Here is an 18,445-nt window from a genome sequence, read left to right on the forward strand (position 1 = left end):
TCTTACTTTCTGTCCAGCACTGCCATAGTAATTCTGCTTATGCAGATTAGCTGATCTTCATCATTGGTGATTTTAATTTCCCAAACCTGTGTTTTCTTTCCCACATGAATTGGGATGGTTTTGCCGAATACATAACCTTCTCTGGCAGATTTAATGTGGTTGGCATTGATGTCTAAACCTACACAATACTGCTTTTGAGGGTCTACGGTTAAAGTTGCAGCTACACTCCCTAGTGTTTCTGCAAGTACCACCGAAGCACCACCATGTAACATTCCCAAAGGCTGATGAGTTCTATGATCTACCGGCATTTTAGCTACTAGGTAATCTTTACCTAGTTCAATCATTTCTATACCCAAATGTTCAACTAAAGTGTTTCGGCCCATTTGGTTGATAATATCTAAGGTAGCTTGAGGATTGAACATGCCTTTCTGGATTAACTTTTTAGCTTTGCGGCTGGCTGTCGCAAAAATAGAACAAATCGATGATCAAAAAAATATACCTTACCAGACACGGACAAACAGATTATAATCTCAAAGGAGTAGTGCAAGGGAGTGGAATAGATGCAGATTTAAATGCGACTGGTAGAGCTCAAGCCAATGCGTTTTATCAAGCATACAAAGATCATCCGTTCGATAAGCTATATGTGTCTGGCCTGAAGCGTACTTTTCAGTCGATGGAGGGTTTTATTAATGATAAGTTGCCGTATGAGGCCTTACCTGATTTGAATGAGATTAGCTGGGGAAAGCATGAGGGTGTTCCTGTAGATCAAGAAGGAGCGGCATATTATGCAGACATGATTAAGCGTTGGCAATTGGGTGAAACCGATATAGCCATAGAAGGAGGGGAGAGTCCAAATGAGGTAGCGGCACGCATGCAAAGAGCTTTAGAGTATATTTTAGCTCAAAAGAATGAGAGTCAGGTACTAATTTGCATGCATGGCCGAGCAATGCGAATGATGCTCAGTGTTATGCTCAATTATCCTCTCAAGAGTATGGATAGCTTTGAGCATTCAAATCTTTGCCTATACCAGTTAGCCTATACGGGAAGTTCGTTTCAGTTAGAGAAGTACAACGATACTAGTCACCTCCAAGATCTAAAAGGCTAAGCGCTACGTTGGCTTTACTGTCTAAGCTAGCTTTATAAGGATGTTTCTTGAAGGTTAGTACGCGTTCAAAGTACATTTTAGCCATGTCGAGATTTCCTTTTTCACGCTGCAAATAACCTAATTGCAGAAATGCATTTGGTGCAAAGTAGCTTTCTTCGATCATATCTGCTTCTGCAATAACTTTTTTGTAAAGTTCTACTGCTCTAGGTTGGTTTTGAATGTGAGCCATTCTGGCTTTCCTGTAAGTCAGTTCTACAAGTTGTAGTTTGTTGAGTGTGGTTTGTTCCAAGTCAGACAATAAAGTGACCGCATTTTTAAAGAAGCCACCGTCAATAGCATACCTGAGTTTAAGCATCTCAAAGTTGATGTTTTCTAGTTTGTCTATCGTCTTCTGAGCATTTTTGTCAATTTCTGATGTGTTGGCTTTACTATCTCCAGCTTCTTCAAGCTTGTTTTCGAATGCGCTGGAGTTTCCAAGAAATTTATAAGCCAAGGCAATTTTGAGCAAGGCGTCTTTCTGGTAAGTTAGGCCATCGAATTCACTTAAAAATTGCTGAAAGTAGTTTAAGGATTCATTGTAGTTTCCTTCTTGAAAATAGCTTTCCCCAATGAGGTATGTGCTAAAGGGAACGTTGTTAACAGATGATAGCCATAGTTTTCTGGCCTTTTCCGCTTGATGAGATTTTTGAAGAATAATGCCTTGAAAATACTGCGCTAAAGAAGAGTTAGAAAGCTGATGCTGAGTTATGAATTCAGGAGCCTTCTCTGTCTCCTCCAACAAATGAGAGTAGATCATGCCTAGAATGACATTACTTTCCAACCCAAAAACTGAGTTGGTGTCTCTGGTTTCCGTCAACTGCTTTATGCCATCTCTTACTGTGCCCTTCATGCCAAAGAGTTTAAAAACCCATTGATAATTATCCGGAGTCACTCCAAACAAAATATTGAGTAGTCCTCTGGTTCTGTTGTTGAGTTTAAAGCTTGGGTAGGCTTCAAGGTTTTCTTCAATGGATTTGTTGGCGCTTTTTAGGCTCCAAAAGGCATTCCATTCTTCGCCATACTTAAGTTTTAAGAAGGCCCATTGGAGCTTTATCTCAGCTTGTAGAAAACCCTTCCATGGGCTGGGCAGTTGGAAGTTTTCGATAGCATCTAGCCTTTGTCCTTCCATTTCTTTGAGGGCTTCAAAGGCGGAGTCACTTTCGTGGAAGATTAAGTAGAAAACATCGTGTAGGTTTTCAAAGTAGATGTCTTTTAGTGCTTCTTCCGACTTGGGGGGAGAGGGTCGTTGACCTGGTTTTAACTGTAGGTCTAGAAGGGTTTGAGGAGTTTGCTTTTGTCCGTAAGCCGACACGCAAAGGCATAAAAAAAATGGATAGACCAATAAGCCTACCCATTCTTTATGTTTTATAAAAGATCTCAAAACAACCTTAAGCTGTTTTTCTTGTTCTTCTGGTTTTCTTCTTCTCTTCGTTTACAATCTCATCAGTTACTTCAGCTAAAATTCTACCGCAGTGCTCACAAACGATAAGTTTTTTGTTGTCTCTGATGTCTGCCTGTCTTTGAGGAGGTACAACGTTAAAGCAACCACCACAAGCGCCTCTGCTTACTGGTACAACAGCTAAACCGTTACGTGCATTGTTTCTAAGCTTATTGTAAGAGTTTAATAATCTGTCTTCAATATTCTTAGTTGCTTTCTCTCTGTCTTTCAAAAGCTTTTGCTCATCGGCTTCGCTTTCTTGAGTCAGTACTTCAAGCTCATTTTTCTTAGTATCAAGGTCTTTTTTTCTTTCGTCAAGTTCACCTTGAGTTCTAGAAATCTCCTCTTTCTTGGCATCTATTTTTACGTATGCCTCTTTAATTCTCTTCTCAGAAATTTGAATTTCTAGGTTCTGAAGTTCAATTTCTTTGGTGATGGCATCGTACTCGCGATTGTTTCTAACATTCATCTGTTGCTCCTCATACTTCTTAATGAGTGCTTCAGAGTTCTTTATCTGAGTTTTATGGTCAGAAATATTAGCTTCTAGCTCGCTGAGTTCGTTGTTGAATTTCTCAATTCGAGTTTCGTATCCGGCTATCTCATCTTCAAGATCGGCTACCTCATCAGGAAGGGCTCCTCTAACTTTTTTGATTTCATCTAACTCAGAATCAATTGATTGGAGCTTCTTTAACGCCTCTAATTTCTGTGCAACTGTTTTTTCCATTAACCGTGTTTTTAGAAGTATTTTACGGGATTCGTATCCACCTCTGACAAATAGGTTGCAATATTAGCAAATTTTTCGCTGATAAACGCACTGAGTAGCTCTTTTGTATAGACTTCACTCTCGTAGTGTCCTATGTCTGCGATCATAAGTTTTCCTTCAGCATCAAAGAATTCGTGATACTTAAAATCTGAGGTAACAAAGGCGTCTGCTCCAGCACCTTTAGCTATTGGCAGTAAAAAGCTGCCAGCACCACCACATACAGCTACTTTTTTGATCGATTTACCATTTACAGGAGTGTACTTTATAGTGTTCAAATTCATAGAGTGCTTGAGATGAGAAAGGAAATCTTGCTCATTCATAGCAGTTTCTAGCTCTCCAATCATGCCTGAGCCTACTTCCTGATTAGTATTTTTCAATGACTGCAAGTAAAAGGCAACCTCTTCATAAGGGTGGGCATTTTTCATTGCTGAAACTATTTTACCCTCTAAATGGCTAGGGAATATTACCTCTACCTTATTTTCTTCTACAGACTCCTGCTGGTTACTCGAACCAATAGTTGGGTTAGCCATATCGTTAGGCTTAAAGGTGCCGGTTCCTAGCACCCTAAAACTACAATTGCTATAGTTGCCAATATTGCCTGCACCCGCTTTGTGCATTGCTTCCAAAACATGGTCGGTATTGACTACAGGAATGAACACCTCTAGCTTACTAAGGGTAGCTGCTTTGGGCAGTAGAATTTGAGTGTTCTTAAGGCCAATTTTATCTGCTATCTTTTTGTTTACACCGGTTTGAACGTTGTCTAGGTTAGTGTGTATAGCATAAATGGCAATGTCGTTTTTTATCGCCTTAATAATGGTTCGCTCAACGTAGTTTTTGCCATTAAGCTTCTTAATTCCTCTAAAAACAATTGGGTGATGAGCTACAATGAGGTTACAGTTTTTGGCTATTGCTTCTTCCACAATAGACTCTACACAGTCTAAGGCGCACAGAATACCACTTACCTCTTGATTGACATCGCCCGTAATTAGACCAGCATTGTCATAATCTTCTTGATAAGCTCTTGGTGCAATGCTCTCTAGTAAGTCAGTGATATCCTTTATTTTTGCCATATTTGCTGCCTTTTAGGGGCTAAGATAGTCAGCTTGCTATGAAATTCATGAGGTATTTACTGTTTCCATTTTCTGTTCTTTATGCAGGAGTTATGCAACTGCGCAATAGGCAGTATGATAATGGGACCAGGCCTGTTAGTGCCTTTGAGAAGGTGGTTATTTCAGTAGGGAATCTTTCTACTGGGGGGACAGGCAAATCGCCAATGATAGAATTTCTGATCAGAAAGTTGGTTCAGAACTACCAGGTGGCCACAGTAAGTAGGGGTTACGGAAGAAAAACCCGCGGGGAACGAATTGCTTCAGAAGAAGATACGGCTAGAACTCTAGGGGATGAGTCATTCCAATTCTACCGAAAATTTGGAGAAAAAGTAAAAGTAGTGGTGGGCGAAGAGCGCGTTTTGGCCATCCCTCATTTGCTAATGGATTTTCCGGAGACAGAAATAATCCTACTAGACGATGCTTTTCAACATAGAAAAGTAGCTAGAGACTTAAATATTATGCTGAGCGATTACTCTGCTCCCTTTTATAATGATCTAGTATTACCTGCGGGAAACCTTCGAGAAAGCAGAGCCCAAGCAAAAAGAGCTGATGTTATTGTGGTCTCTAAGTGCCCTGCCGATCTTTCTGCTGCGCAACAGGCCGAGATTACCCAAAAGATTTCGGCCTACAATAGTCATGCTCCTGTCTTCTTTTCAACAATAAAGTATGGAGAGCTTAAGCCAGCGTTTAAAGAAGGAACCATAAAAACGGATGTAGTGGTTATTTCCGCCATTGCGAAACCAAAACCTTTTTATAGATACTTAGAAGAGCGCTTTAGCGTAGTAGATAAGTTTGAATACGTAGATCACTACAATTTCAAAAAGACAGATTTAGATAGAATATTAAGAAAGCTTAACGGAAAAGATGTGTCGCTAGTAACCACTGAAAAGGACATGGTACGGCTTTTGCCTTTTGCAGACCATCTTTTAATGAAGCAATTCAATCTATTCTATCAGCCAATAGAGGTTGAGATTGAAAATGAACTCGGCTTTGAAAAATTGTTAATCCAAGCTGTTGAAAAGAGGAAACGTGAACTGAATTTGTAATTTTGGCCGTGCTTAGAAAAGTCTTCCTGTTTATTTGTTTTTGCTGTATTGGATTGAGCGTTTCTGCTCAAAATGATCTCAACTCTTTTAGTAATGGTGCCGATTCACTGTTGCAGGCTCGAATGAATGCCCGAGATGCTGAGGCTTTGCGTAATAAGGAAAACTATAGTGCCAAGAGCACTCGCTTTACTTATGAGCGAAATTTTAAATACAACAATATTGTTTTTCAAAACCCAGACACTATTCCCGATAACATGCATAGGGTTAGTTATTATGAGAGCAATAATTATCTAATTCAAAATTTAGGGAATATAGGAACTGCTCAGCGGTCTCTTTTCTATGAGGTGCCTAAAGTAATTGGCAGGACCTCAGGTTATAATGCCTACAATCCGTTTTACACCACTCCAGATCAGATTCGGTATTACGATACACGCTCTCCGTATACCGATATAAAAGCCTATTTTGCTGGAGGAGGTAGAGCTATTACGGATATTACCTTCACGCTAAATGATAGTACACAATTTAATATTGGGGGGAGTTTTAAGGCTTTAAGGGCAGAAAAACAATTGGCCTATCTTACTCGTGGTGATAGGCAAGTGACAAGTAACGATTGGAATATCTTTGGGTTTTATCGACCTCAGAAACTGAAGAAGTACTTGCTGCTGTTTAATACTACTCAATTTAAGCATACAGTGCAGGAGCAAGGTGGGATAATTGATCCCTCTTTACAACCAGCACCATCAAATGGTGATGCACTCAGCTTCTTCGATTATGAAGATGCTAATGTTTACTTAGATGGGGCTGAAAGTTATGACAAGCGCGGAGGTTTACACCTTTATCAGCAATACGATTTAGACTCCATCTTTCAGGTATATCACACGCTAGATTATGTTCAGCAAATTGCGAGATATAATGATGATTATGATTTGAGGGGGTATGATAGGTATATCTATGATGAGGTAGTGAATACTGATGATAGTACTCGCACCATCAATGATAGAAACTTCTTTAGTGACTTCAGCAATGAGTTTGGTCTTAAAGGAAGAACCAAGAAGTTCTCTTACACTGCTTATTACAGAAACAGAATATTGAAGAACGAAAGCCTTCGCTCTAGCAGTGAGGCATATAGTTCTGCAATGGAGGCCAACGAGGTAGAACACTATGTTGGAGGAACCCTCCGTCAGCAAATTACGCCTAAGGTATTCTTGAAAGCTACCGGGGAGTTCATGTTCGATGGTAATTACCTGATTGAAGGAGATTTTAGTAGCGATTGGTTCGATGCCAAGTACTCAAGAGTGGTGAGTCAGCCATCATTCTTAGCCGACTTTTATTTTCAAGATGGAAGGAATTGGATCAGCGGCTTTGAAAATGAAACCTCAGATAATTTAGAAGGGACCATAAAGATAAGTTCGAGTAGGGGTTCCTTTAGACCTTTTCTTAGGTTCAATCGAATTTCAAACTATATCTTTTTTAATCAGGATAGAGTGGCTGAACAGGCCAACAGCGATATAATTCTTTTAACTCCCGGACTCCACTTCGATTACTCTATCACCCCTAAGCTAAAATGGAGTAATTCGGTAAGATACAATTCTATTTCTGGTGGTTCGGCTAGCAACTATAAGCTTCCACAATTTATGGCTTTAAGTCAGCTAGCTTTTAAGAATGTGATTTTCGATGGAAAAATGATTGTTCACACAGGGATAGATGTCTTCTATCAGACGGAATATGAGCCTTTGGCTTATGATCCTATTATTCAGCAGTTTTACCTTCAAGACTCTTTTGTATCTGACGACTTTGCCAAGATAGACCTCTTTGTGAACTTCAAGGTGGGTAATTTTATGATTCTAGCGAAGATGGGACACGTGAATCAGCTAGGTACGAATGGCTACTTTATAAGCCCTAATTATACTGGAGCCAGACGCACCCTAGATTTAGGAGTGCGCTGGCTGTTTTTTGATTAATCTTCAGTGCTAAATAGCGAGAAGTTTACTCCAAAATTCAATACATGCTTAAACTGAATTGCTCTTTTAGGAGCACCGCCATCACCTGTATCAATTAAGATATCGTCATCATAAATTAGTTGGGTACCAAAGGTTGCATTGAACCACTTGTTTACCTTCATCACCAACAAAGTTTCCCAGTTAGTATCTACATTACCAAATGAGTCATAAGCGGTAAAGAAGTTCAAGGTACTTTTGAACTTAATATTCTCCATAATAGGCAGGTCTAATACAGCCAGTAGGTTACTACCAAACTCAGCTCTAGACTTCTTGCCAGGGTCTACTCCGTAAGCACCAGCTGCAGAAAGCACATCGTCTTGTACAAAAGTAAATTTACCAGCTGCAGGAGACATAGATAGGGTGAAGACTTCACTCGGATCATACTCAATACCAAGGTTGATGGTAAGGTAACCCGGAGCCATAAAGTTTGAAATTCGCTCAGAAACTTCTTCACCAGGCACATTTGGGTTAGGGCTATACTTCAAACCTTCTAGTAACTGAGTTCTGAAAATACCAGAAATGGCGTAAGACCAATCTTCATCTATAGCGTGAGAGTATTTAGAAAGCAGAATAATATTATCATCCGTTTTACGGAAGTCTTTATCGCCAACTTTGGCGCCACCAAGAGCAAAATCAATTTGGTTTACCCATTTATCTTCGCCTTTAATTCTTTCAATTTTTGTATTGAAGACCGTTCCTAATGCAATAGAGTTTTCACCCCCTGCGGCCCAGTTAGAGAGCCCTACGTTAGCAAAATTCACTCCCCAAGAGCCCGACTTTTTTACTACTACAGAGTCGCTCTGCGCCATAGCAGTAAGGCCAGTTAGGCAAATGAAGGATAAGCTTAGTAAAAGTTTTTTCATTCTTTAGATCAGTTTATTAGCTGCAAAAATGTTGCAATCGTAGAAAGAAACCAAGTTAGAATTGAAATATGGCTCAATTTGGATGCATCACTTTTCAATCTGACACGATGACCTTACTTTTGCCACATGGCTGACGAATACACTAATCACGTCTTGGGACTGCAATTGCCAACCGACCCAAGGTGGGTAGATATTGCTCAAATGAACATTGAAGATATTTTAGTAGATCATGCTTATTGCGAGCAAAAAGCAGCTTCTTCTTGTATTTCATTAATTGTTCAGTACCCTGATAAAAAGGATTTGGTAGACATGATGACTCCTGTTGTCGCAGAAGAGTGGAGTCATTTTGAGCGTGTGATAGAGCAGCTAAATAAGCGGGGAATGAAGCTGGGCAAACAGCGAAAAGATGAGTATGTCATTAAGCTTCAAAGTATTCTGAAAAAGGGCGGGGGAAGAGAAGCTCAGTTAGTTGAAAAACTTCTAATGAACGCTCTAATTGAGGCCAGAAGTTGTGAGCGTTTTAAAATGCTTCATCAAAATATTGAAGATGAAGAGTTGCAGAAGTTCTATTATGAGCTGATGATCTCAGAAGCCAGCCACTATAAGAACTTTCTAAGTCTTGCCAAGTCTTACATGGGAGATGAATACGTTTCTAAGCGCTGGAAGGAGTTTCTTATTGAAGAAGCCAAAATCATTGAGAGCTTAGAAGTAAGAGGGGATAGGATGCATTAAGCCAGTTTTGGGATTCTTTATAAATGTAGAGATCGACTCTTACCTTTTTCTTGGTCTTAAGTCTAGGTTTCCCGTTTCATTAATATTCTTGAAGAATAACTGAGTAAAAGTTTATCTATCAAAGAAATCTTTGCCTTCCATAATTTTCGGAATGAGCTTCTCAATTCTGGCTACTCTAGTTTTGGATTGTTTGGGTTGAGTGAAATGTAGGACATAACCTCTTTTTCGGCCTAGGGTGAGATTTTCAAAAGCAGTTTTCAGATCAGGTTGTTCTGTGAATTTAGCTACCAATTCTTCAGGATACTCTAGTTCGTCTTTTGCCTTGAAATCCACACTTTTCCCTGACTTCTCAATAGCAATGGCTTCATTGATGTAGGTTTTGATTTCTTGCTCAAGTTTAATGACACCTTGAGTGTCTGTGAACCTAATAAGTCGAGAGGCTTGAGAGTTTGGGCCAGGTTTTTCTAGAATTTTGAAGGTGTCTTTCAAAAGAGAACCTTTAAAGAAACTCATGGAGCAGTATTCTTTAAACGCACTGATAATCAATACATTTTTCCCATTGTAAGTGTAGCAAGGTACTCCCCATTTACGTTCTTCTTTTAACTCAGAGTTTGCCGCAATATCTCGGAGCAGTTTTAACGGTTCGGTCCAAAAATGCACCTTACATTCAGGGGTGTTTACAAGCGAACACCTGCCACAGCCTATGGCTAGGTATTCATCTACAGCTGGGTTCATTCTTTCAGGTTTTCCTTTAAAAGTAGCAAATTAGTTTATCATTCATTCTTCCTACGTGCACTGATGTTTTTCCTAATGAAGGACTTATTCATTGAGGTAGATTTTCTTCTTTTCTACAAACAAAGACTACTTTTAAAGCTTATCTATAAGCAGTTTTTAAAGAATAAAATCCCTAATGAATTACCATAAAATATTTGCCGAGATCTGTTCAGAGATACACCAAAAGGAAGACAAAGGTGTGGTGGCCTCCTATATTCCAGAGCTTAAAAAGGTAGATAAAGATAAGTTTGGAGTATACATGTCTATGATTAATGGTGAGCATTCTGCCTATGGCGATTGGGAAGAAAAGTTCTCCATTCAAAGTATTTCTAAGGTGCTCACCCTGGTTTTGGCATATAAATCTGAAGGAGAAAAGCTATGGAAGCGAGTAGGGGTTGAACCTCCCGGAACACCTTTCAATTCATTGGTTTTACTAGAGCATGAGAATGGTATTCCTCGAAATCCGCTGATCAATGCAGGGGCTTTGGTGATCTGCGATATTCTGCTCGATACTTGTTCCAGTCCTAAAGAAGAGTTCTTAGATTTTGTGCGTGAGTTAGCTGGCAATGATTCGCTCGAGTATAACCAAGCAGTAGCTGAGTCGGAGAAAGCCACCAGCTTTAGAAATGCCGCTGCAGCCAACCTGATTAAGTCGTTCGGTAACCTGAAGAATAAGGTAGATGATGTGCTAGATCTTTACGCTTACACCTGTTCCATAGACATGACTTGCGCAGATTTGGCCCATAGTTTCCAATTTTTGGCAACTGATGGTTATGATAAAAAGAGTAAGAGGCAGATAATTAGTGTGAGCCGCTCTAAGCGTTTGAATGCATTAATGCAGCTCTGCGGTTTCTATGATCAGGCTGGTGAATTTTCCGTGAAAATTGGTTTACCAGGAAAGAGTGGTGTCGGTGGCGGAATTGTAGCGGTACTCCCAGACCATTATGCTATTGCTGTCTGGAGCCCAGGGCTCAATGAAAAGGGGAACTCGTATTTAGGTATGGAGTTTTTAGAGCTTTTCACTACCAAAACTGAATACTCAATTTTTTAATTATCTAAATATTCTCAGTACTTCGGAACTATCTAAGGGTTAAATTCATTTCAAAGCAGACGCTTAGTTAAAATGGCGAGAAAGAAAGCATATATAGAGGAGCAGGTGATAGAAAAGGCAATGAACCTTTTTTGGAGAAATGGCTATGAGTCTACTTCTGTTCGTATGCTGGAAAATGAAATGGGTATTAACCAGTTTTCTATTTATGCCAGTTTTGGTAGCAAACAGGGTGTTTTTAAAGAGAGCATTAAATGCTACAAAGGTAAGCTGAAAGAGTTGGTTAATGATATGGAGGCCAGCCATGGAAAGGCAGCCATTAAGGCTTATTTCTATGCCTTCAACAATTTCGCAAAAAAGAACATCGGCCAAGGGGGCTGCCTGATCAACAATACTTTCAGTGAATTGGGTACTAATGCACCTGAGGAGGTAATGACTGAAATGATGGCTTTCGTAAACGAGCTCAAGGCGGTTTTCCAAAAGAAATTGCGCGATGATGATGCCACCTCTTCCGATGGTTATTTAGCCAAACAAGCTAGCTTTTTGTTGGTGGCTATTCAAGGTATGGTGGTAGCTTCTAAGGTGATGGCCAATTCAGAGATCGAAAACTTTGTTGAAATGACCTTTTCAAGCCTTTAGTTTTTTTGAACAATAACTAAGCAAATGCTTAGAAATTTAAATTAGATAAAAATAGATATGAGTAACTTTAAAATTCACGATTTAGAAACCGCACCAGAAGAGAGTAAACAACTTTTAGAAGGCTCTCAAAAAGCTTACGGATACATTCCAAACTTGCACGGAGCACTCGCAGAGGCGCCTCAGTTATTAGATGCATATCAAAAGATTCACGCACTTTTCACTGAATCGTCTTTTGATAATGACGAGCTAACCGTGGTGTGGCAAACTATTAATGTTTACCACGAATGTCATTATTGCGTGCCAGCCCATACCGCTATTGCACACAGCATGAACGTAGATTCGGCCATTACAGAGGCGTTGCGAAATGGTACAGAAATGCCAACAGCCAAACTTCAAGCACTACACAAAATGACTTTGGCAATTACCGAGAATAGAGGGAATGTTTCTCAAGACCAACTACAGGAATTTTTCGATGCTGGTTACAGTCAGCGACACGTACTAGAAATTATTCTGGGGCTTTCACAGAAGGTGATTAGTAATTACACGAATCATTTGGTTGAAACGCCTATTGACAAACCATTTCAAAAGTTTGCTTGGGAAAAGAAAGAATCAGTTGAAGCATAAGTGAAATTGTCCCGTTTGATGACTCAGACGGGACTTTGTTTTTTTAATGTATGAAGTCTAGAAGAACTTTTATTAAACGCATGAGTCTGGCAGGAAGTGCAGGAGCGCTGGTTCCTGGTGTGCTATCGGCCAATGAAGATTCAACTCAACCAACTAGTATTATGAGAAATGAAAAAGCACCTAAAGTCCTGTTTTTCGATGTGAACGAGTCGCTTTTAGACTTGGCAGCTATAAAAAGTAGCATTGGCAAGTCTTTGAATGGCAGAGAAGATTTGGTACCTCTTTGGTTCACCACCATGCTGCAGTATTCACTAGTCTCTACCACAGCAAGGCAGTATGCCGACTTTGGTGCTATAGGCATGGCTACTTTGAAAATGGTAGCTGCAAATAACGGTATTGAATTATCTGACGATGATGCCAAAGCTGCAGTTAGCCCAATTAAGTCTTTGCCTGCTCACAGTGAAGTCAAAGAAGCTCTTGCTCTTATCAAAAAGGCAGGTTATAGAATGATCTCTCTGACTAATTCCTCAAATGCTGGAGTTGCAGCTCAGTTTGAAAATGCTGGGTTAACCGAATTTTTTGACGAACGATTAAGCGTAGAAGACATTGGCAAGTTTAAACCACATACCGATGTGTATGACTGGGCAGCCAGAAAAGTAGGAGTGAAGCCAGAGGAATGTATGATGATAGCTGCCCATGGTTGGGATATTGCCGGTGCACTTTGGGCCAATTGGAGAGGTGCTTTTATTGCAAGACCAGGTCAACAGTTGTATCCATTAGCTCCCTTACCAGAGATAAATGAGCCAGATTTACTGAAAATAGCCAACCGATTGGTAGCATTAAAGAGGTAGAAGACCCTCATAAAAAAGAAAAAAAGAGGCTGTTTCAGAAGTTACTGATGCAAGCAAAATGCATTGACGGTACTTCCGAAACAGCCTTATTTATTGAAGTCAAAGACTTCAGTAGATATAATGATTATACTACATCGATAACAAATTCATCGCGAGGTATTCTCACCTTCTTTATTGGTTTCATCCAGTCTCTTTCTTCATCTGAATAGCCAATGTAAAGCAATGATACGCTCTTGAGCCCGTGTTTTTCTAACTCGAGTACTTCATCAACCACTTTGGTGCTAAATCCTTCGGCAGGGCAGGTGTCTACCTTAAGCTCTGCAGCCTGCGCCATAGCCAAGCCTAAAGCGATATAGCTTTGACGAGAAGTATGAGCGAAGTTTTCTTCAGCAGGTTGTTTTAGGTAAATAGCCTTCAACTGATCTGTATAGCTGCTGAATCTACCTTTAGGCAAGCCTCTTTCTTCGGTGGTATAGTCAAATACTTTATCTATGCCCTCAGCAGTGTATCTGTCCCAGGCTGCAAAAACTAGAACGTGAGAACAATCTTTCATGCTTTCCGGGTTTAGTGCGCCTTGTACTAGCTTTTCCTTAATTTCTTGGTTAGAAACCTTTAAAACTCTGAATTGCTGTAGTCCAGAAGAAGTTGGAGCAAGCCTTGCCGCCTCGATAATCTTCTCCACATTTTCCTCGCTTACTTTCTTTTCTGGGTTGAACGCTTTGACAGCGTATCTCCAGTTTAAATCTTCAATTAGTGCCAAAATACTATGTATTTAATCGTTAGTTACGTTCAATTCTACTTCAATATTTCCTCTTGTAGCATTAGAATAAGGGCATACTTGATGTGCCTTTTCTGCTAATGATTTTGCCTCCTCCATGTCTACCTCAGGAATGTTGATGTCTAGTGTTACTGCTAAACCAAAACCTCCATTGTCAGTCTGGCCGATGCTCACATTTGCCTTAACAGAGGTAGTTCCAGTTTTTGCATTAGACTTCTGGATGACCAAGTTCAAAGCGCTGTCAAAACAAGCTGAATAACCTGCTGCAAAGAGCATTTCTGGGTTAGCATAGTCGTCATTTGCTCCACCTAGGGCTTTTGGGTGCCTTACTTCTAGGTCTAGAATGCCGTTTTCACTTTTAACATGACCGTTTCTTCCTCCTGTGGCTGTTGCGCCAATGGTATACATTGTTTTCATATCTATTTTCTGATTTCTTTTAATATGTTGTCAATACCCGTCTTAAGTGCTTCTAGCTGTTCTACAGAAACATTCAACGAGTTTAAAATCTGCTCAGGAACTTTCGTGGCGGCTGTTTTCATCTTTTGCCCGTCAGCTGTAAGTTCAATCTGAACAATGCGTTCATCTTGAGCACTTCTATTTCGCTCAATCAATTTCTTCTGCTCCAATCGCTTTAGTAATGGTGTAAGTGTGCCACTATCTAAGTGGAGTTTAGTTCCTATCTCAGAAACATTTTGTGTGCCTTCTTCCCAGAGTATCAGCATGACTAAATACTGAGGGTATGTCAAATCTAACTGCTGAAGAATAGGCCTGTAAAGTCCTACAACCTCCTTAGCCAATGAGTAGATTGGGAAGCAAACTTGGTTCGATAGTTTTAGATTTTCTGACATAGTCCTAATACTCTAGTTTGTTTATTGTGTACTATTATATTGTACACAACTTAATTAGAAATAGTTCACTGCTCTGGTGAAAAAGTTTCTAGAAGGTTTTATTTATTTAAAGAGTAGAACGGTTCAATCCACTTGAATTCACCTGTCCTTTGGTTCTGATTATAGATTATTCTCATGGCACCTCCGAACGTCTCATTCGGATGGTCTGAAACATGTTTTACTATTTCCACCATTTCTTGATAAGGAATGATTACGAGGGCTTCATTAATAGGCATCCACCTAATGTTTCGCTGAGACTTACCATCTGCTTTGACTACTGCAGAATAGTACATCATAGTGGTTGGTCGCTCCCTGTTATCGTGGTGAAAGGTGATTACTCCATTCAGTTTGAGTTGAGTTGGCTTTTGCCCATGTAGCTCGGCTAGGCCATTGAGAAAGGATTTTTGGGTTTTATCTGCTTTGTATCGGCCACCAGGTATTTCCCATTCACCATCGAATTCAACTAGTAGTACCTCACCTTTTTCATTTAGCATTATCAGTTTGTGAAAAGTTGGATTGCCCGATTGAGCCATCGCCCATGTGCCGATCAACAAGGAGAGTAATGTGAGTGTGTATTTCATTTGATTATCGTTTTTCTGTGGCAATAATAAAAAGAAAACCCCAAGCTGTACTTCAACTTGGGGTTCTCGTCTTTCCTATTAACTGATTCAGTTCAAGGGTCTGGGAGATTCTTCAGTCGCACATTTCTCATTATCATGGAAATGTTCTTCCTCTGAATGACACCATAAAACAGGCATCTGCAGTTCCTAGACTTTGAACTTTAAACCTTGAACCATTAAACAACAAGATTCACAATCTTCTTCGGTACCACAATCACCTTTTTAGGTGGCTTGCCTTCCAACCATTTTTGAACGGTTTCATCGGCTAATGCTGTGGCTTCAATTTCGGCTTTGCTCATATCTGCAGAGAGCTGAAGCTTAGTTCGCATTTTACCATTGATCATTACTGGGTATTCGATGTCGCTTTCTTTCAGATACTCTTCATTGAATTGAGGATAAGGCGCATCTACAATACTGGTTTCGTGACCGAGTAGCGACCATAGCTCTTCCGTGATATGAGGTGCATAAGGAGAAATGACTACCAATAGGTCTTCCAAAACTGCTCGGTTGTTACACTTCAATGCTGAAAGCTCATTTACACAGATCATAAAAGTAGAAACCGATGTATTGAACGAGTAACGCTCAATATCTTCTTCTGCCTTCTTAATGGTTTTGTGTAGCGACTTTAGCTCGTCTTTGCTTGGTGCAGCATCTGATACTTCAAACTCGCCTTGGCCGTTGTGGAACAATCTCCAAAGCTTGCCTAAGAACTTGCGCACACCATCAATACCATTGGTATTCCATGGCTTGAATTGTTCCAAAGGCCCAAGGAACATCTCGTACAAACGAAGCGTGTCCGCACCGTATCTTTCAATGATATCATCCGGGTTTACCACATTGTACTTCGACTTGGACATTTTCTCAACCTCCCAGCCACAGATGTATTTACCATCTTCTAGGATGAATTCAGCATCAGCTAAATCTGGTCGCCAGTTTTTGAATGCTTCGAGACTTAGCTCGTCATTGTGAACGATGTTGACATCCACATGGATGACTGAAGTCTTTTCCCATTCTATATTATTGAAGTGAACAGTATAACCATGTTTGTCTAAGAATAACTTAGAGAGCCTTTGAATTATTTCATTTTGAATTTCAGGAGACTTTCTTTGTTCAAAGTAATGTTTGGATACAAAAATGGGTGGTAATTCAGCCTCAGCAAATATCGTATTACTTTGAATGTTTAGACGATAAACAAAGTTCGACCTACCCTGAATCATTCCTTGGTTGATCAGTTTTTTGAAAGGCTCTTCTTGGTTTACATGGCCGAGGTCGAATAAAATCTTATTCCAAAAACGAGAGTAGAGCAGGTGACCTGTAGCATGCTCAGAACCACCAATATACAAGTCTACATTCTCCCAGTATTCTTGCACATCTTTATCGATAAATGCGTTTTCGTTGTGCGCATCCATATAGCGATACCAATACCAGCTAGATCCTGCCCAACCCGGCATAGTACTCATTTCAAGCGGATAAGCTTCGTTTTCACCTTCAGGGGTGTAGGTAAAGTTTTCGGCTCTACCCAATGGCGGATCGCCATCTTCCGTAGGCAAGTATTTGTCTACTTCTGGTAGAATGATTGGTAAATCCTTCTCAGCTACCAAGTAAGGCGTGTCGTTTTTGAAGTACACTGGCACTGGCTCACCCCAATAACGCTGTCGAGCGAAAATGGCATCACGAATTCGATAGTTGATCTTACCTTTTCCTACGCCTTTTTCTTCGGCAAAAGCAATGGCCTTGTCAATGGCTTCTAAGCAAGTCAAGCCGTCTAAGAAACCAGAATTGATCATTGTGCCTTCCTTGGTTGGGTCGGCTTGCTCACTGATGTCAGCATCTTTGATTACCGGAACAATCGGTAAATCGAAATGCTTCGCGAAGTCGTAATCTCTTTGGTCGCCACAAGGTACAGCCATTACTGCACCTGTACCGTAACCTGCCAATACGTAATCGGCCACCCAAACTGGTACTTTCTCACCATTGTACGGATTGATAGCATAGCTTCCAGTAAATACACCAGATATGGTTTTTACATCGGCCATTCTATCGCGCTCTGAACGCGTAGCAGCTTGCGCCACATAGGCTTCAACCGCTTCTTTCTGCTCTGGTGTTGTCAACAGGGCGGTCAAATCACTTTCAGGAGCCAATGACAAGAATGTCACGCCAAAGATGGTATCAATTCTAGTGGTGAATACTTCAATCTCCAGATCAGAGTTTTCTACCTGAAAACGTACTTCGGCACCTTTAGATTTTCCAATCCAATTGCGCTGCATTTCCTTCAGCGGTTCTGGCCAATCTATGGTATCTAAGCCTTCCAACAAACGCTCGGCATAAGCGGTGATTCGCATGCTCCACTGCTTCATGTTTTTACGAATTACAGGGAAGCCACCTCTTTCAGAGAAACCGTCTTTTACTTCATCGTTAGAAAGTACTGTTCCTAATTCAGGACACCAGTTTACAGCGGTTTCAGAAAGGTAGGTTAAGCGATATTTCAGCAACATGCTTTGCTGATCTTCTTCGCTCATGGCGTTCCACTCCTCTGCAGAAAAGCTCGGCACGTCTTCATCGCAAGCAGCGTTTACGCTAGCATTACCCGACTCGCTGAAGATAGCAGTTAGCTCATCGATTTTTCTGGCTTTGGCAGCATCGTAATCGTACCAGCTATTAAAGATTTGCATGAAGATCCACTGCGTCCACTTGTAGTATTTAGGATCGCAGGTTTGTACTTCTTTGTCCCAATCGAAAGCGAAGCCGATGTTTTCAAGCTGCTCTTTGTAGCGCTCAATATTTTCTTTGGTAGTTATGGCAGGGTGCTGACCTGTCTGAATAGCGTACTGTTCTGCTGGCAAACCAAATGCATCGAAGCCCATTGGGTGTAAGACATTAAAGCCTTTGTTGCGCTTGTGTCGCGAAACAATATCCGAAGCAATGTAGCCCAATGGGTGCCCCACGTGAAGCCCCGCACCAGATGGGTAAGGGAACATGTCGAGTGAGTAAAACTTAGGTTTACTCTTGTCTACCGTTGCTTTGAAAGTTTCGTTTGACTTCCAGTACTGCTGCCATTTAGGCTCAATTTGTTTATGATTATAGTCAGCCATTGCCGTTTAACCGATTGTTCTTAGTAAAGCCTGCAAA

Annotated in this window: 19 protein-coding genes; 8 read left to right on the forward strand and 11 right to left on the reverse strand. The window is 40.5% G+C overall.

Annotation, left to right across the window (positions count from 1 at the left end; translation table 11 throughout):
* Positions 1-2: 2 nt before the first annotated feature.
* A complete protein-coding gene (locus T7867_RS12565; protein WP_322299371.1) occupies positions 3-422 on the reverse strand; it encodes a hotdog fold thioesterase in 420 nt (139 codons plus the stop codon).
* A gap of 59 nt (positions 423-481) precedes the next feature.
* Here T7867_RS12565 and T7867_RS12570 point away from each other — a divergent pair, with 59 nt between their 5' ends.
* Complete coding sequence (locus T7867_RS12570) at positions 482-1,105, forward strand: histidine phosphatase family protein (RefSeq protein WP_322299372.1); 624 nt, start codon at positions 482-484, stop codon at positions 1,103-1,105.
* Here T7867_RS12570 and T7867_RS12575 read toward each other — a convergent pair.
* From T7867_RS12575 to T7867_RS12585, 3 genes are read right to left on the reverse strand one after another with little or no spacing between them, the layout of a single operon-like run.
* Complete coding sequence (locus T7867_RS12575) at positions 1,077-2,525, reverse strand: tetratricopeptide repeat protein (RefSeq protein WP_322299373.1); 1,449 nt, start codon at positions 2,523-2,525, stop codon at positions 1,077-1,079. The two genes, T7867_RS12570 and T7867_RS12575, sit on opposite strands and share 29 nt — an antisense overlap.
* A gap of 7 nt (positions 2,526-2,532) precedes the next feature.
* Complete coding sequence (locus T7867_RS12580; RefSeq protein ID WP_068223984.1) at positions 2,533-3,306, reverse strand: zinc ribbon domain-containing protein; 774 nt, start codon at positions 3,304-3,306, stop codon at positions 2,533-2,535.
* A gap of 11 nt (positions 3,307-3,317) precedes the next feature.
* Positions 3,318-4,415 (reverse strand): Nif3-like dinuclear metal center hexameric protein, encoded by a 1,098-nt coding sequence (locus T7867_RS12585; protein WP_322299374.1) that lies wholly within the window; start codon positions 4,413-4,415, stop codon positions 3,318-3,320.
* 47 nt (positions 4,416-4,462) lie between these two features.
* Here T7867_RS12585 and lpxK point away from each other — a divergent pair, with 47 nt between their 5' ends.
* The gene (gene lpxK, locus T7867_RS12590; protein ID WP_322299375.1) at positions 4,463-5,500 is read left to right on the forward strand and encodes a tetraacyldisaccharide 4'-kinase; all 1,038 of its coding nucleotides are present in this window, start codon (positions 4,463-4,465) and stop codon (positions 5,498-5,500) included.
* Positions 5,501-5,553: 53 nt separating this feature from the next.
* Positions 5,554-7,461 carry a putative porin gene (locus T7867_RS12595; protein WP_322299376.1) on the forward strand — a complete coding sequence of 636 codons (1,908 nt, stop codon included), beginning with the start codon at positions 5,554-5,556 and terminating at the stop codon, positions 7,459-7,461.
* On the opposite strand, the gene T7867_RS12600 is transcribed toward T7867_RS12595, so the two are convergent.
* Positions 7,458-8,363 (reverse strand): DUF3078 domain-containing protein, encoded by a 906-nt coding sequence (locus T7867_RS12600; RefSeq protein ID WP_273514111.1) that lies wholly within the window; start codon positions 8,361-8,363, stop codon positions 7,458-7,460. The two genes, T7867_RS12595 and T7867_RS12600, sit on opposite strands and share 4 nt — an antisense overlap.
* A 126-nt stretch (positions 8,364-8,489) precedes the next feature.
* Here T7867_RS12600 and miaE point away from each other — a divergent pair, with 126 nt between their 5' ends.
* On the forward strand, positions 8,490-9,095 hold the full coding sequence (gene miaE, locus T7867_RS12605) for a tRNA-(ms[2]io[6]A)-hydroxylase (RefSeq protein ID WP_273514108.1): 606 nt from the start codon (positions 8,490-8,492) through the stop codon (positions 9,093-9,095).
* Positions 9,096-9,206: 111 nt separating this feature from the next.
* Here the strand turns inward: miaE and T7867_RS12610 are convergent, their stop codons facing one another.
* On the reverse strand, positions 9,207-9,830 hold the full coding sequence (locus tag T7867_RS12610; protein ID WP_322299377.1) for a YdeI/OmpD-associated family protein: 624 nt from the start codon (positions 9,828-9,830) through the stop codon (positions 9,207-9,209).
* Positions 9,831-10,005: 175 nt separating this feature from the next.
* Here T7867_RS12610 and T7867_RS12615 point away from each other — a divergent pair, with 175 nt between their 5' ends.
* From T7867_RS12615 to T7867_RS12630, 4 genes are all read left to right on the forward strand, one after another.
* Positions 10,006-10,920 (forward strand): glutaminase, encoded by a 915-nt coding sequence (locus T7867_RS12615; RefSeq protein ID WP_322299378.1) that lies wholly within the window; start codon positions 10,006-10,008, stop codon positions 10,918-10,920.
* Positions 10,921-10,992: 72 nt separating this feature from the next.
* Positions 10,993-11,556 (forward strand): TetR/AcrR family transcriptional regulator, encoded by a 564-nt coding sequence (locus T7867_RS12620; protein WP_322299379.1) that lies wholly within the window; start codon positions 10,993-10,995, stop codon positions 11,554-11,556.
* Positions 11,557-11,613: 57 nt separating this feature from the next.
* Positions 11,614-12,180, forward strand: coding sequence for a carboxymuconolactone decarboxylase family protein (locus tag T7867_RS12625; protein ID WP_322299380.1), 567 nt, complete (start codon positions 11,614-11,616; stop codon positions 12,178-12,180).
* A gap of 50 nt (positions 12,181-12,230) precedes the next feature.
* Positions 12,231-13,031, forward strand: coding sequence for a haloacid dehalogenase type II (locus tag T7867_RS12630; RefSeq protein ID WP_322299381.1), 801 nt, complete (start codon positions 12,231-12,233; stop codon positions 13,029-13,031).
* 124 nt (positions 13,032-13,155) lie between these two features.
* Here T7867_RS12630 and T7867_RS12635 read toward each other — a convergent pair whose 3' ends face one another.
* The 5 genes from T7867_RS12635 to T7867_RS12655 form a co-directional block, all read right to left on the reverse strand.
* Entirely contained in the window at positions 13,156-13,791 is a 636-nt protein-coding gene (locus tag T7867_RS12635; RefSeq protein WP_322299382.1) for a nitroreductase family protein, read from the reverse strand.
* Positions 13,792-13,803: 12 nt separating this feature from the next.
* Positions 13,804-14,226, reverse strand: coding sequence for an organic hydroperoxide resistance protein (locus T7867_RS12640; RefSeq protein ID WP_322299383.1), 423 nt, complete (start codon positions 14,224-14,226; stop codon positions 13,804-13,806).
* Between the two features lie 2 nt (positions 14,227-14,228).
* A complete protein-coding gene (locus T7867_RS12645; protein WP_322299384.1) occupies positions 14,229-14,657 on the reverse strand; it encodes a MarR family winged helix-turn-helix transcriptional regulator in 429 nt (142 codons plus the stop codon).
* Between the two features lie 98 nt (positions 14,658-14,755).
* Positions 14,756-15,277 (reverse strand): NUDIX hydrolase, encoded by a 522-nt coding sequence (locus T7867_RS12650; protein WP_322299385.1) that lies wholly within the window; start codon positions 15,275-15,277, stop codon positions 14,756-14,758.
* A gap of 215 nt (positions 15,278-15,492) precedes the next feature.
* On the reverse strand, positions 15,493-18,408 hold the full coding sequence (locus T7867_RS12655; RefSeq protein ID WP_322299386.1) for a leucine--tRNA ligase: 2,916 nt from the start codon (positions 18,406-18,408) through the stop codon (positions 15,493-15,495).
* Positions 18,409-18,445: the final 37 nt, after the last annotated feature.

Origin of the sequence: Roseivirga spongicola (assembly GCF_034376045.1) — a bacterium.
Taxonomy (GTDB): Bacteria; Bacteroidota; Bacteroidia; order Cytophagales; family Cyclobacteriaceae; genus Roseivirga; species Roseivirga spongicola.

Bases quoted from the DNA above. Each gene is read 5' to 3' on its own strand.
- T7867_RS12565 (WP_322299371.1), bottom strand. From the start codon at position 422: ATGTTCAATCCTCAAGCTACCTTAGATATTATCAACCAAATGGGCCGA.
- T7867_RS12570 (WP_322299372.1), top strand. From the start codon at position 482: ATGATCAAAAAAATATACCTTACCAGACACGGACAAACAGATTATAAT.
- T7867_RS12580 (WP_068223984.1), bottom strand. From the start codon at position 3,306: ATGGAAAAAACAGTTGCACAGAAATTAGAGGCGTTAAAGAAGCTCCAA.
- T7867_RS12585 (WP_322299374.1), bottom strand. From the start codon at position 4,415: ATGGCAAAAATAAAGGATATCACTGACTTACTAGAGAGCATTGCACCA.
- lpxK (WP_322299375.1), top strand. From the start codon at position 4,463: ATGAGGTATTTACTGTTTCCATTTTCTGTTCTTTATGCAGGAGTTATG.
- T7867_RS12600 (WP_273514111.1), bottom strand. From the start codon at position 8,363: ATGAAAAAACTTTTACTAAGCTTATCCTTCATTTGCCTAACTGGCCTT.
- miaE (WP_273514108.1), top strand. From the start codon at position 8,490: ATGGCTGACGAATACACTAATCACGTCTTGGGACTGCAATTGCCAACC.
- T7867_RS12610 (WP_322299377.1), bottom strand. From the start codon at position 9,830: ATGAACCCAGCTGTAGATGAATACCTAGCCATAGGCTGTGGCAGGTGT.
- T7867_RS12615 (WP_322299378.1), top strand. From the start codon at position 10,006: ATGAATTACCATAAAATATTTGCCGAGATCTGTTCAGAGATACACCAA.
- T7867_RS12620 (WP_322299379.1), top strand. From the start codon at position 10,993: ATGGCGAGAAAGAAAGCATATATAGAGGAGCAGGTGATAGAAAAGGCA.
- T7867_RS12625 (WP_322299380.1), top strand. From the start codon at position 11,614: ATGAGTAACTTTAAAATTCACGATTTAGAAACCGCACCAGAAGAGAGT.
- T7867_RS12630 (WP_322299381.1), top strand. From the start codon at position 12,231: ATGAAGTCTAGAAGAACTTTTATTAAACGCATGAGTCTGGCAGGAAGT.
- T7867_RS12640 (WP_322299383.1), bottom strand. From the start codon at position 14,226: ATGAAAACAATGTATACCATTGGCGCAACAGCCACAGGAGGAAGAAAC.
- T7867_RS12645 (WP_322299384.1), bottom strand. From the start codon at position 14,657: ATGTCAGAAAATCTAAAACTATCGAACCAAGTTTGCTTCCCAATCTAC.
- T7867_RS12650 (WP_322299385.1), bottom strand. From the start codon at position 15,277: ATGAAATACACACTCACATTACTCTCCTTGTTGATCGGCACATGGGCG.
- T7867_RS12655 (WP_322299386.1), bottom strand. From the start codon at position 18,408: ATGGCTGACTATAATCATAAACAAATTGAGCCTAAATGGCAGCAGTAC.